This window comes from Magnetococcales bacterium (assembly GCA_015232395.1).
GTDB lineage: Bacteria > Pseudomonadota > Magnetococcia > Magnetococcales > JADFZT01 > JADFZT01.
The window spans coordinates 58,961-72,864 of the sequence record JADFZT010000013.1; the positions used below are offsets into that span (position 1 = coordinate 58,961).

Sequence of the window (13,904 nt, forward strand, 5' to 3'; positions counted from 1 at the left end):
CGAATTCGAAAAAAACCAACCATAGACTGAGCCTGCCGGGATGAGTGCCGGGCAATTTTGTGGGAGGAGCAGATTGACAACGCGCCTGTTTGATCCAATATTTTCTGGCGCATGATGTTCTTCAGGAAAAAAGTCTAAAACAAAACTGCCAGCTTCGCTACAGCTTTGTCAAATTGAGCAAAACACGACCAAACCGCCCGCCAAGGCTTATCCGATAGAAGGAAGCGGACATCAGGCGATGGCCTTGGAGACTGTTCGGTGATTGCGTCCTGCTTACCGGGGAGGCGCAACCCCCAACCCCCAAACGCATTCCTGCTTGGAAATGCAATTCAAACGAGGGACTTAAACGCATCGTTTGAACCAGAATTCGTATGAATCCAAAATACGATCTCATCACATACGGCTTCTCATAGCCAGAAAATTCCTCGCAAAAATCCACATCCTTCACCAAGTGGGGAGTGGGGGGGATGGTTGAGAGGAATGGAAACCGCAATGTCCAAATTGTAAAATGGCCCGTCAGTATTTACGAAATATTTTTGGGGGGATGGCTGCATGTTTTTCCAAGGCATGGAAATCAAGAGAAACAAGCGGTATCGAGAGCCGTGATTCTTTACCTTTGTGAAAAACCGTCCCAGGGGCGCGATATTGGCCGTGTCCTGGGTGCCACGTCTCGGCGGGAAGGGTACGTTGAGGGGCGTGGGGTCTGTGTGACCTGGTGCATTGGTCATCTGCTGGAAATGACCGAACCGGACCGGTACCGACCGGAATGGAAGCAGTGGCGGTTGGACACGCTCCCCATGGTCCCTGAAAAATGGAAGCTGGAGTTGACCCGCCGGGGCGGCAAGCAGTTTAAAGTCATCAAAGAACTGTTGCAGGGGGCGAACGAGGTGGTGTTGGCCACCGATGCCGACCGGGAGGGCGAGACCATCGGGCGTGAGGTTTTGGAGCGATGCCGGTATCGGGGGAAGATCTCTCGTCTTTGGCTGTCGGCGCTGGATGATGCCAGTATCCGTAAAGCTCTCTCCTCCCTTTGGCCCGGAGAGAAAACCGAACCCCTGTATCAGGCGGGAATGGGGCGCGCCCGTGCGGATTGGTTGGTCGGCATGAATCTCACCCGTGCCTACACGATCATTGGCCGCCAGGGCGGTTATGATGGCGTGCTGAGCGTTGGCCGTGTCCAGACACCCACATTAAAGCTGGTGGTGGACCGTGACCGGCTGATCGAAAATTTTAAGCCGGTGGACTATTTTGATGTCATTGCCTTCCACCGCGTGGCCAACGGCCCATTCAATGCCAAGTGGATCCCATCGAAAAAACACGCCGATGGCGAAGGGCGCTGCCTGGATCGTGGGATTGCAGAGGCGGTTATCCAGAAAGTCCAAGGGCAGATCGGCAAGGTAACCCGGGCAGAGACCAAGCGGGTAAAAGAGCCTCCGCCATTGCCCCTTGAACTCTCCACCCTGCAGCAGGAGGCCTCCCGCCGTTGGAGTATGAGCGCCAAGAGAACCCTCGAAGTTGCTCAGTCCCTATACGAAAAGCACAAGGCCGTCACCTATCCTCGAACGGACTGCCGGTATCTGCCCACTGAGCAATTCAAGGATGCACCAAAGATTCTTCAGGCCGTTGCGGGCAATGATCCCGGGATGGCCCGGTTGGTCCATATGGCCAACCCCCAAATTCGCTCCAAAGCCTGGAACGACAAGAAGGTCACGGCCCACCACGCCATCATCCCCACCGCTGCCAAGGTGAACGTTGAGAGGTTGAGTCGAGAGGAGTCCTTCATCTACGACCTGATCCGCCGCCACTATCTGGCGCAGTTTTTCTCCCCTCACGAATATGATGCGACTGTCATCGACACCCTGGTTAATTCAGAGTCCTTCCGGGCATCTGGCCGTGTTGAACAGGCCCCTGGATGGAAACAAGCGCTGGGCCAGCCAAAAAAAGAGCAGGCCACCGAGGGTAAAGAGGAGGGTCAGAGTCTCCCTCGTGTCCGAACAGGAGAAGATGCCGGGATTGAAAAAGCTGAATTGATGGCAAAGCAGACCAAGCCCCCCAATCGCTATACGGAAGGCACGCTGATTCAGGCGATGAAATCGGTGGGCAAACTCGTGGAAGACTCCCGGCTACGCAAAATTTTGCGGGACACATCGGGTATCGGTACAGAGGCGACCCGGGCCTCCATTATCGAGACCCTCATCAAACGGGAACTCCTCGCCAAGGAAGGGAAGAAAAACCTTTTAAGCATGCCCGCAGGGCGAGCACTGGTCGATGCCTTGCCGCACAGTGTGACCGATCCAGCCACCACAGCGGTCTGGGAGCAAACCCTGGATGACATTTCCAACGGCAGTGGATCCCTGGGTGAGTTTTTGGACAAGTCCGAGTTGTGGCTGAACAAGCTGATCGGCAATGTCAAAAAGCGCCAGGAAATGGGGATCAATCCTTTTCAAAACCTCCCCGATCTACCCATATCCGGAACCCGCCGCAGAGGGCGTGGTCGTCCAACATCAAGAGGTGCGGCTCAGCGACCAGCCGCGATGCCGGATCCTTCACGGCCTTGTCCGGATTGCAGCAAGCCCATGGTCCGAAGAAAGAGCAAGCGCGGCTGGTTTTGGGGATGCTCCGCTTATCCCTCCTGTTCAACGACGATGCCGGATGTTCCAGGACGCAACACGTCGAGCAGTGCAGCCACTGGGCCAACTTGCCCCAAATGCCACAAGGGCCATCTGATTGAGAGGAGTGCACAGAAGGGAAAAAATTCTGGCAATCGATTCCTCGGATGCAGCCAATATCCATCCTGTCGACATACCCGCCATATTGGAAGTTGAGGCTGTCGTAGAGGCGATTCCGGCTGGTCGGCAGCTCAAGGGGGTGCAGCTGGCCGATATGCTGAAAACAGATTCGATGGAATGGCTGGAGCTATGGGAAAGTGCTGGGATTTTACGCCCGGTAGGGTAGAACAGGGCTGGCCACGAGAATGGTTCTTTACTGCGCTTTTGTTGTAAAACAAATATTTACTACCATCAGAGCAGTGATTATTTATTCCGCATATAGGCGGCCTTGTAGGCTGCAATGTATCCTGCCGTTTTTAAATCAAGGGGTTGTTTCTTGACAGGGCGGGTTGTCGAACGCGGTTTGGCACTCTCAGGGGGGGGAGCATCGGTGGTGACTTGAGGTGGCTTGGGAGCTGGTTTGGAAGAGGAAAGAGCCTGTTTGATGGCGGGCAGAATCACAGCCGCTTCGGATGGGGAGAGCGGGATTGGCTGGATCCCGGAGATTTTTCTCATCCGGTGAAGAAAGTCGATGATGAAATCATCCTTTTGCCTGTCCATTGACGTTGGCTCCCGGAAGCTGGAGGAGGGTGCGGAAGTGGAAAAGCAGGGGGTTTTTCATTCTCTGAAATAGTAGACGAGTATTGGTGAAAAGAAAATATAAAACAACGAACACGGAGTTCTTCAAATAGGAGAGGAGTGCAAGGCTTCATGTTTTTCTGGACCATGATGATTGCATGACTTATGATGGATCCCGGATTTGAAACAACTGGATAAGCGACACTTCGTCCTCAGACACCCCCTTCAACGCGCCTTCAACCCTCCCGGAGTTCGAACAGTTGGTCCTGCCCCTGACCTGATTTGGACAGCTTGGGACCATAAACGATAAAAAGGTGGCCTCAACCCAAGATCAGCGGCTACAGATTTTTTAGTAATTAGTATTCTTATGTATTGAGTTCCAGATTATTTGTTTACTGTGGAGCTGTCTGTTTTGACAAAACAAAATTTTGAACCCTTCTACCACTACTGGTCAAAAGCCCGGGAAGAGGGGGTGCATCTCTTCCCTTACCACGCCCTGGATGCGGCAGCCGTAGGACGTCTCCTGGTGGAAGCGTTGCCCCGTTGGTCCCAAACCCTGGCGCAACTTTCGGGCCTATCCCTGGAGAGGCTGCCGGACTGGATCTCTTTCCTCTTTTCCATCCACGACCTGGGTAAGCTTTCTTCCCACTGCTTCCAGAACAAAGTCCCCGACGCCTATCTCCGCCTCACCTCAAAACCGCCCCCCCCAGCGCCAGGATTCGTGCCGCGCCATGATTTTCTGGGCTGGTATCTCTGGAATGAGATACCGTTTCCAAACAGGCAAAAAGGCTTGGTGGAAGCGTGGCTGGCGCCGATGGCGGATGCCAAAAAGGCAGATCTGGAAGATTTGATCAGTCTAATGAATCCCTGGGTGCTGCCCATTTTCGGCCATCATGGCCTGCCACCCCGTGAAGCCAACACCGCCGATTCTTCCCTGTGGCAGACGCGTGATCGGGATGTGGCGCTGGCTTTTGTCCAGGCCATGGCCCAGCGGTTTTTGCCGGATGGATTGCCCTTTGATTCGGATGCACTCCACTTCGACGATAACCTGGACCGCTTTAAACACGCCTCCTGGCTTTTGGCCGGGGGTATGGTGATGGCGGACTGGCTGGGTTCCAACAGCCGCTGGTTTTCCCCCACCGACCAACCCATGGCGTTGGATCACTATTGGCATGGGATCGCCCTGCCCAACGCCAAAACAGCCCTGGAACAGAGCGGCCTGATACCCGCCATCTCCAGACCGGCCCAGGGTCTGGTTGGGCTCTATCCCGGATTGACGACGCCCTCACCCATGCAGCAGGCGGTGGAGGCGCTCTCTCTGACGGATGCGCCACTGCTGGCGATACTCGAAGATGTGACCGGTGGCGGCAAGACCGAAGCGGCCATCGTGTTGGCCCAACGTATCATGGCTCAGGGGCGTGCTGACGGGATCTATTTTGCCCTGCCCACCATGACCACCGCCAACGCCATACATGCCCGTGTGCAGCCCATTGTCCATAAATTCTATGAACAGGACGGCCCAAAACCGGTCATTTTACTCACCCACGGCAAAAGCCACCTCTACGAAGAAAAGCTCACCAAAGCCGCCCCCCCACCCGGCGAGGAGGAGTCCCAGGCCCAGGCCAATCTCTGGCTGCGAGACAGCCGCAAAAAGGGATTGCTGGCCCATGTGGGTGTTGGGACGTTGGATCAGGCCCTCATGGGAATTTTGCCTCTGAAGCATCAATCCCTACGCCTTTTGGGGCTCGCCAACAAGGTGCTGATCGTCGATGAGGTCCACGCCTGCGATCAATATCTCCTGGAATTGCTGCAACGTCTGTTGGCGTTTCACGCGGCCCATGGGGGGAGCGCCATTTTGCTGTCAGCCACCCTGCCCCGGGGAATGCGCGCCGAGTTGATCGAAGCCTTTGCCAGGGGGCGAAGCCTTGCCGAAGGCCGGGATCAAAACAGACCGGATTCACCCCCTCAAAACACCAGCTATCCCCTGCTCACCACCTCTCTGGGCGGAGCCCTCATCGAGGAGCCGGTCGCTTGCCAGGAAAGGCTGCACCATCGCGTTGAATGCGTCTCTCTGGATACCGAAGCAGCGGTTTTCGATCACCTGACCCATGCCGCAGAGGCGGGGGGGTGCGCTTGCTGGATCCGCAATAGCGTCGATGATGCCAGAGAGGCCTATTCAGCGCTTCGGCAGCGGTTGGGGGGGGATCGGGTGCATCTGTTTCACGCCCGCTTTGCTCTGGCCGATCGCATGGATATCGAACAGCGAATTCTCACCCGTTTCGGCAAGGATTCGACCCTGGACAATAGGCGGGGACAGGTGGTGGTGGCCACCCAGGTGGTGGAGCAGTCGTTGGATATCGATTTTGACGCCATGGTGAGCGATCTGGCCCCGGCGGATCTGTTGATTCAGAGAGCGGGCCGCCTGCAACGCCATGAAAGGGGTGTGCGTCCCGGGGGGCTTGTGAAGCGGCTGGGGGTGTTGATGCCGAGCCTGGAGGAGCCGGTGGATGAGGGGTGGTATGCCCGGCTTTTTCCCCGGGGCGCTTATGTCTATCCCCACCATGGCCGTCTCTATCTCACCGCTTGGTGGCTCTCCAAAAACGGTGGCTTTTCCATCCCTGGCGATGCCCGGGACTGGATCGAATCGGTTTATGGCGAAGCTTCCCAGGCGCACATTCCGGAAGCGTTGATCGCGGCGCAAATCAAGGCTGAAGGCGCAGACATGTCGGCAAAATCCTTGGCCAAGCTAAACGCCATCTCATTCAAGACCGGTTATCAGTCCGGCAATGGCTGGCGTGATGATGCACATCCCCCCACCCGTTTGGGAGAGCCGACGTTGCCGCTCTATCTGGCCCGGCAGGTGGGGTTGGAGGTGCGGCCCTGGCGGGAGGAGGGGAGCTATCCCTGGGATCTGTCTGCCCTGTCGGTACGGCGTGGACGGGTGGCCGAAGAAGCCCGGGATGCCACGACGCCCCTGTTGAAATGGGCCAGGGAAGCCATCGGCAAGGCGGCGGATCATGGCGTGGTGGTGGTGTTGAAAGAGATCGAAAAAGGGCGCTGGCAGGGTTCGGCGCACAACGAACAGGGCCGGGTCGTGACCATCACCTATGACCCGGAACTGGGTTTGGGATTTGAAGCATAACGCATAATGGAGGAGACACGTATGAACCTGATAGAGGACGCCTGGATTCCCGTTCGCTATGGAGATGGCCGAATACGCACCATCGCCCCCTGGCAACTCACCGAACCGTGGCAGAAAGTGGGGCAGGAAGGTGGACCGGGGGGAGGGCTGCCCCTGGAGATGGCCTCCCCCCGGCCCGACTTTGATGGGGCGCTGGTGCAGTTTTTGATCGGCCTGCTGCAAACCGCCAACACCCCGCGAAATGGACGTCACTGGCGGCAGGCGTTCAAGACGCCCCCAACCCCGGAAGCGTTGCGTGACCTGTTTTCCCCCTTCACCTCCACCTTCAATCTGGATGGGGAGGGGCCGCGCTTCATGCAGGACTTGTATCTCGATGGCCATTTTACGGATATGCCCATCGGCCAGCTCCTCATCGACATGCCCGGGGATAAAGCCAGAAAAGTCCATGGAGATCATTTTATCAAGCGCGGAAGCTGCGACCGGATGTGCCCGATCTGCGCCACCACCGCCCTGTGGTGCATGCAGACCAACGCCCCAGCGGGTGGCACTGGCTATCGCACCGGTATTCGGGGAGGGGGTCCCCTCACAACCCTGTTGCTGGGAGATACCCTGTGGGAAACCGTGTGGCTGAACGTGCTGGATGGGGAGGTCAAGGATGTGCCTCTGGAAGTTCCCATGGATGCCACGGTTTTCCCCTGGCTGGGACCAACCCGCACCAGCAACCTCAAGGAAGCTGGTAAAGAGACCTCCCCTGAGGATGGTCACCCGTGGCAAATGTTTTGGGCCACGGCCCGGCGCATCCAGTTGATGTTTTCCACGTTTGAACAAGCCATCGACTGTGACGTATGCGGTGTGTCCACACAGAGGGGGGTCACTTCTTTTCGCACCCGCAACTATGGCGTCAACTATACCGGAGCCTGGGTCCATCCCCTTTCACCCTATGGTTTTGACAAGGAAGGCATGCCCTATTCCATGCATCCCCAACCGGGAGGCCTTTCCTGGCGGCATTGGCTGGGGCTGGTCCTGCCCCGTAGCGGTGAAAAACCCCAAAATCGCCGGGAGCCCGCACAAGTCGTTACGTGCTGGAAGAGAAGCAGAGAGCGGGGCAGGCAAGCTACCGGACGGCTTTGGGGGTTTGGCTATGACATGGACAACATGAAAGCCCGCTGCTGGTACGAAGGCATCATGCCCCTGTCGTCGGTGCCGGAAGTGGATTCAGAGGATTGGCAGAGAGAAGTAGAGCGGCTGGTGCATTCCGCTGAACAGGTGCTCAGGCAGCTTAGAAAACGCATCAATGATGCAACCACCAGCGCCGCCAACGTCAGCGGCATTTTTTGGCAATCCACAGAAACCGGATTTTATCTCCACCTGGATCAACTGGGAGCCGGTTATGACTCTGCCGGGGGGGAAGAACACGCCTTTGATCGTCAGGCGTGGGCCATCTCCTGGCACAAGGTTTTGAGCAGGATTGCCCGTTGGATTTTTGAGGAAGCGACCCAATCCGCCCGCATCCAGGAGGCCGATCCAGCCAAAATCGCCCGGGCCTGGAACAATTTAAACAGGGATCTCAACGCCAAGTCCTTACGGGAAACACTCAACCTGGCGCCCATCAAAGCAACCGGCAAAGGAAAGAGGGCCAAATCATGACCGAAGGCCAAAGAAGCCATCTTGATTTCAAAAACGACAGTGCCGAAGTCGACATCCTGCGCCGTTGGCTGGCAGGACTGGAACATGATCGAGGCACTCGCGCCACCCTCCGTCGCTGCCGTTCTCCGGGGGAGGTGGAGCTGATGCCTGAGTTCCATCGCCTGTGGTGGCAAATCAAACCCCTTGCAACCAAAGCGTATCCCCAATCCCTGGCCGCAGTGGTGGGGCTTGTTTCCCAACTCAAAGCGGACACCGGCCCCAAAATCACCCTGGCTGCCCAGATGGGTCGCCCCTTGGACCGGGACCGGGCAACCCTTTCAGGCCTGCGCTTTCGTCGCTTGTTGGCCATCACCGAACGGGACGATCTCTACACCGCCATGACCCGGGTGCTACGGCATCTCGACGGTCAGGCCAACCTGGCTGATCTGGCCCAGGGCGTCTACGGCTGGAACGACTATGTCCGCAAACAGTGGGCCTATGCCTATTACGAAGTAGCTCCAAATAAAGAAGCCTGAATCTATTTGTCATCCTTATCGGAAGAGGAAAAAATCCATGAGCCGTTTTTTGCAATTGCACCTGCTGACCAGCTATCCCCCCGCCAACCTCAATCGTGACGATCTGGGTCGCCCCAAAACCGCCATGATGGGCAATGTCCAGCGCCTGCGGGTCTCCTCCCAGAGCCTCAAACGGGCCTGGCGCATGTCGGAACCGTTTCAGAGCAAAATGGAAGGAAATATGGGCACCCGCACCAAGCGCATGGGTGAAGATTGGCTCAAACGTTTGAAGGATGGGGGCATCGCGGAAAAAAAGGCCCTGGGGTGGATTACCAAAATCTTGTCCAAATTTGGTGCAGTGGAAAAGGATTTGCCCCTCACCAAGCAGTTGGTCCATTACGCTCCGGAAGAGATCCAGGCTGTTGAAACCTTGCTGGACACTCTGATCGCCGAAAACCGCCCCCCCGAAGATGATGAACTGACCCTGCTGCGCAATCGCCTGCGGGTGGCCGATGTCGCCCTCTTTGGCCGCATGCTGGCCGATGCCCCTTCTTTCAACAAAGAGGCGGCAGCCCAAGTCGCCCACGCCATCAGCGTCCACGGGGTGACGGTGGAAGATGACTTTTTCACTGCCGTGGATGATCTCAACCAAGCGGCAGAGGAGACCGGTTCCGGCCACATGGGGGTGATCGAGTTTGGCGCCGGGCTTTTCTATCAATATGTCTGCATCAACATGGACCTGCTATACAAAAATCTGGATTACGACCGGCAGCTTACCGAACAAACCGTGACCGCCCTGATGGAGGTTGTCGCCACGGTCGCCCCCACCGGCAAGCAGAACAGTTTTGGTTCAAGAGCTTATGCGAGCTATATCCTGGCGGAATCCGGAACCCGCCAGCCCCGCTCCCTGTCGGTGGCCTATTTGAAGCCGGTGGTTGGACAGAATGTGCTCGATGAGGCGATCAAAAATCTCAATGAAACCCGGAACAGCATGGACCGTGTTTATGGACCGGCATCGGAAAAACAGTGCATCGTCAACGCCGCCCACGGCAAGGGCAGCTTACAGGAGCTTTTGGCCTTTGCCAGCGCCGCCGTTCCCAGCGGGGAGGGTTAACCCATGGACTTTTTGCTCTTTCGGCTCTACGCCCCCCTCAGCGCCTGGGGGGTGACGGCGGTGGGAGAAAATCGCCATGTTCAGGCCCACCCCAGTCGTTCCGCCCTGCTGGGATTGATGGCGGCGGCTCTGGGGCTCACCCGGGAGGAAAAAACCGCCCAACAGCAGTTGGACAGTGAACTGGGGTTTGCCATAGCTCTGGAGCGGGCTGGCACGCATCTGTCCGATTACCACACCGCCCAGGCCCCCAAGGCCAAGGATATCAAAAAAGGCCGCCCCGCCAGCCGCTATCATGAACTGACCGCCGCCCCCCGCCATGAACTGACCACGATTCTTTCCAAACGTGATTATCGTCAGGACATGGTGGCCCGGGTGGCTGTGTGGAACCGCTCCTCCCAGCCGGACTATTCCCTGAAGCGCCTGCTGGAAGCGTTGGAACACCCCGTATTCACCCTCTATCTGGGACGCAAATCGTGTCCTCCATCCCTTCCCCTGGAGGGGCGGGTCGTGACCGCTGTGACCCTGCGGGAGGCTTTGACGACAGCCAGCTTCAATAACGACTGTCTGGACGGTCTGGCGCTTTCCCGGGAAGACTGGACCCTGTATTGGGAGTCCGACTCCAAGGTCACCTCGGGCATCGATCCCCAGCAAACCTTCAGCCGCCGGGATCAGCCCCTGGAGTGGAACCGCCGTCTGTTCGGTATGCGTCAGGAACACCGGGCAAATCTTGCGCAGGGGAGGGCATAACCATGTATTTCAGCCAATTGACCCTGGATCAATCCCGTCTGCGATTGGGATGGTCCGGGGAGTATGGACTTCACAAAATGGTCTGGAACCTCTTTGCCGGCCAGGCCGACCAACCCCGTGATTTTCTTTTTCACCTCAATGAAAATGGTCTCTCTTCCATTCTCTATACGCTCTCCCGGCGCGAACCCCAAATCACGGACACCCCCTGGCAGGCCCGAACCAAGCCCTTTGCCCCCCAATTGGCAACCGGAGACCAGCTGGGCTTTTTATTGCGCGCCAATCCCGTCGTCACCCGGGCCAAAAAGCGTCACGATGTGGTGATGGACGCCAAACACACCCTGTCATCCCAAGGCAAACCTCGAAAGGAGTGGCCCAGTCAGGCGGAATTGGTCCAGCAGACGGCCTCGGCCTGGCTCCGGCGGCGGGCTGATTCCATGGGGGTGGAGTGGGGGGAAATCTGTGCTGAAGGTTACCAGATCCGTCGTTTTTCCAAGCCCAATAAATCCACCATCTCTCTGGCGACGGTGGATTTTTCCGGTGTCTTGACCGTGCGTCAACCCCAGCTGTTCCATGAGGCTGTCATCACCGGGGTCGGCGGGGCCAAGGGGTTTGGTTGCGGCTTGATGATGCTGCGCCGTCTTTAATGATAAAACCGGGGAGGTAAGGCGATGTCCTTTGTGCCGTTAAAGCCCACCGCCATAAAGGAGCGGGTGGCCATGGTGTTTCTGGAGTATGGCCAGCTGGATGTGATTGATGGCGCTTTTGTGTTGGTGGACAACTCCGGCGTACGCACCCACATCCCCGTTGGTTCAGTGGCCTGCCTCATGCTGGAGCCGGGCACCCGGGTTTCTCACGCAGCGGTCAAGCTGGCGGCAGCGGTGGGTACCCTGCTGATCTGGGTGGGGGAGGCAGGGGTGCGTCTTTATGCCGCTGGCCAACCTGGCGGCGCCCGCTCCGACCGTTTGTTGCACCAGGCACGGATGGTGCTGGACCCGGAATTGCGTCTCAAGGTAGTGCGCAAAATGTATGACCTGCGCTTTGGAGAACCCGCGCCCCAGCGCCGCAGTATCGATCAGCTGCGGGGGATTGAAGGGGCGCGGGTCAAAAGCATGTATGCCGGGCTCGCCCAACAATACGGATTGGTGTGGCGCGGTCGTCGCTACAATCCCGCTGATTGGGAGGCGGGGGACCGTGCCAACCAGTGCCTTAGCGCCGCCAACGCCTGCCTTTATGGCATCACCGAAGCAGCTATCCTGGCAGCGGGCTATGCGCCGGCCATCGGTTTTCTCCATTCCGGCAAGCCTTTGTCTTTTGTTTATGATATCGCCGATATCATCAAATTTGAAACTGTCGTGCCGGTAGCCTTTCGCATCGCCGCCAAAAAAGGTTTAAATCCACCGGAACGCAAGGTGCGTCAAGGCTGTCGGGATATTTTTCGAGAGCAAAAGGTTTTGCAGCGGCTGATTCCCTTGATTGAGGAAGTATTGTCTGCTGGCGGCGTAGATCTTCCTGCCCCTGCCCCGGAAGCGGCCCCACCCGCCATCCCCGGTCCCACCATCATTGGCGATATTGGCCATCGGAGCGGTTGAAATGATTGTGGTGATCACTGAAAGCGTCCCCCCTCGCCTGCGAGGTCGTCTGGCGATCTGGCTGTTGGAAGTTCGGGCAGGGGTCTATTTGGGCAAAGTCTCCAAACGAGTACGGGAAATGCTATGGCTGCAAATTACCAAGCTCGCCGAAGATGGTAACGTGGTCATGGCTTGGTCCACCAACAACGAGTCGGGATTTGAGTTTCAAACCCATGGTCAAAACCGACGCAAACCGGTAGATTTTGATGGTCTGCGTCTGGTCGCCTTCACACCCATGGAAGATCGTAAGACGTCCTAACCAGAGGATCACTGATCTTTGAAAATTGCAGGTATTTATATAGGCAAAAATGCGTGGTGGAATTTCCACCTGCATTTTTTTGCCTATTTGTTCTATATTTAGAGAAAGAGTGTTCCCCACACCCGTGGGGATGGACCGTTTCCAAGAAGACCTTTATGTGACTGATAAAGGTGTTCCCCACACCCGTGGGGATGGACCGCTTGGGACGGATTTTTCATGAGCAAAAATCGTGTGTTCCCCACACCCGTGGGGATGGACCGGTTTGAACACGATACGTTCGGGGGACGGCTCAGTGTTCCCCACACCCGTGGGGATGGACCGTACCGGTTGGTTTCTCCGGTCTCTGGGTGTCCGTGTTCCCCACACCCGTGGGGATGGACCGCTGGATCAAGGGCCATTTATGGTGTTCCTTTCGTGTTCCCCACACCCGTGGGGATGGACCGGGAATAACCTTACCATTGCGACCGGGCAAGAGGTGTTCCCCACACCCGTGGGGATGGACCGACCCTCCTATGGTCGTTGAATTTATGGCCAAAGTGTTCCCCACACCCGTGGGGATGGACCGTTAGGGCCGCGACCTCTCTTTTTAGCCGTCATGTGTTCCCCACACCCGTGGGGATGGACCGGGTTCGCCGGAGGCGTTGGCCTTAATGGTGTTGTGTTCCCCACACCCGTGGGGATGGACCGGACGTTGGCTGGAAGAAGACGGCTGCTATCTGGTGTTCCCCACACCCGTGGGGATGGACCGGTCGGTTGGGCCTGTATGGGTGGCCGTTATGCGTGTTCCCCACACCCGTGGGGATGGACCGGATTCTTGGCCCTTTACCTGGTTTTGTTTCAGGTGTTCCCCACACCCGTGGGGATGGACCGCCCAATCAGATGTATACAGGTAATACACGAAAGTGTTCCCCACACCCGTGGGGATGGACCGGCAGAGATTGATTTGAAACGCCGTGAAACTGAGTGTTCCCCACACCCGTGGGGATGGACCGTTAGCACTAATAAACACAGATGACGACGTGACGTGTTCCCCACACCCGTGGGGATGGACCGAACTCAAGCCTAGGCAGTGCTGTAGAAATCGAGTGTTCCCCACACCCGTGGGGATGGACCGTCCGGGGAAAAGGAAGATTTGGTCGCCATTGTGTGTTCCCCACACCCGTGGGGATGGACCGTGATCACCACTGAAAAAGGTGTAGAATACAAAGTGTTCCCCACACCCGTGGGGATGGACCGTGGCAGGAACGAACGGTCGTTGAGAATATCAAGTGTTCCCCACACCCGTGGGGATGGACCGAGGTTGAGGCTATTTCTGAAGGTCTTGAAGGTGTGTTCCCCACACCCGTGGGGATGGACCGATCTATATACAGCCCAACCCAACTCACAAACGGTGTTCCCCACACCCGTGGGGATGGACCGGAAAAAGGTCTCTCCTGGAGACCTTGGGACGGGTGTTCCCCACACCCGTGGGGATGGACCGGGAGTTGAGAATCTCCACTCTGGTTTACGTGTGTGTTCCCCACACC

At 57.2% G+C, this 13,904-nt stretch carries 10 protein-coding genes and 1 CRISPR repeat array; of the genes, 9 read left to right on the top strand and 1 reads right to left on the bottom strand.

Annotated features, from left to right (window positions below; all coding sequences use genetic code 11):
• Positions 1–602 precede the first annotated feature (602 nt).
• The gene (locus tag HQL52_05915; protein ID MBF0368980.1) at positions 603–2,825 is read left to right on the top strand and encodes a DNA topoisomerase 3; all 2,223 of its coding nucleotides are present in this window, start codon (positions 603–605) and stop codon (positions 2,823–2,825) included.
• A 207-nt stretch (positions 2,826–3,032) separates the two neighbouring features.
• Here the strand turns inward: HQL52_05915 and HQL52_05920 are convergent, their stop codons facing one another.
• On the bottom strand, positions 3,033–3,329 hold the full coding sequence (locus HQL52_05920) for a hypothetical protein (GenBank protein ID MBF0368981.1): 297 nt from the start codon (positions 3,327–3,329) through the stop codon (positions 3,033–3,035).
• 430 nt (positions 3,330–3,759) lie between these two features.
• Between HQL52_05920 and cas3 the strand changes: the two genes are divergently transcribed.
• The 8 genes from cas3 to cas2 are packed head-to-tail and all read left to right on the top strand — an operon-like array spanning position 3,760 to position 12,378.
• Positions 3,760–6,489: a CRISPR-associated helicase Cas3' gene (cas3, locus tag HQL52_05925; protein ID MBF0368982.1), complete on the top strand. Its 2,730-nt coding sequence runs from the start codon at positions 3,760–3,762 to the stop codon at positions 6,487–6,489.
• A 21-nt stretch (positions 6,490–6,510) separates the two neighbouring features.
• Positions 6,511–8,136 carry a type I-E CRISPR-associated protein Cse1/CasA gene (casA, locus tag HQL52_05930; protein MBF0368983.1) on the top strand — a complete coding sequence of 542 codons (1,626 nt, stop codon included), beginning with the start codon at positions 6,511–6,513 and terminating at the stop codon, positions 8,134–8,136.
• Complete coding sequence (gene casB, locus HQL52_05935; GenBank protein MBF0368984.1) at positions 8,133–8,651, top strand: type I-E CRISPR-associated protein Cse2/CasB; 519 nt, start codon at positions 8,133–8,135, stop codon at positions 8,649–8,651. Before casA ends, casB begins: the two co-directional genes overlap by 4 nt.
• A 37-nt stretch (positions 8,652–8,688) precedes the next feature.
• A complete protein-coding gene (gene cas7e, locus HQL52_05940) occupies positions 8,689–9,744 on the top strand; it encodes a type I-E CRISPR-associated protein Cas7/Cse4/CasC (GenBank protein ID MBF0368985.1) in 1,056 nt (351 codons plus the stop codon).
• Between the two features lie 3 nt (positions 9,745–9,747).
• The gene (gene cas5e / locus HQL52_05945) at positions 9,748–10,491 is read left to right on the top strand and encodes a type I-E CRISPR-associated protein Cas5/CasD (protein ID MBF0368986.1); all 744 of its coding nucleotides are present in this window, start codon (positions 9,748–9,750) and stop codon (positions 10,489–10,491) included.
• 2 nt (positions 10,492–10,493) lie between these two features.
• Positions 10,494–11,135, top strand: a complete 642-nt coding sequence (cas6e, locus tag HQL52_05950; GenBank protein MBF0368987.1) for a type I-E CRISPR-associated protein Cas6/Cse3/CasE — start codon at positions 10,494–10,496, stop codon at positions 11,133–11,135.
• 24 nt (positions 11,136–11,159) lie between these two features.
• Positions 11,160–12,080 carry a type I-E CRISPR-associated endonuclease Cas1 gene (cas1e, locus tag HQL52_05955; protein MBF0368988.1) on the top strand — a complete coding sequence of 307 codons (921 nt, stop codon included), beginning with the start codon at positions 11,160–11,162 and terminating at the stop codon, positions 12,078–12,080.
• A 1-nt stretch (position 12,081) separates the two neighbouring features.
• Positions 12,082–12,378: a type I-E CRISPR-associated endoribonuclease Cas2 gene (gene cas2, locus HQL52_05960; GenBank protein ID MBF0368989.1), complete on the top strand. Its 297-nt coding sequence runs from the start codon at positions 12,082–12,084 to the stop codon at positions 12,376–12,378.
• Between the two features lie 109 nt (positions 12,379–12,487).
• A CRISPR array of direct repeats spans positions 12,488–13,858; the repeat unit is 29 nt; unit sequence GTGTTCCCCACACCCGTGGGGATGGACCG.
• Positions 13,859–13,904 lie beyond the last annotated feature (46 nt).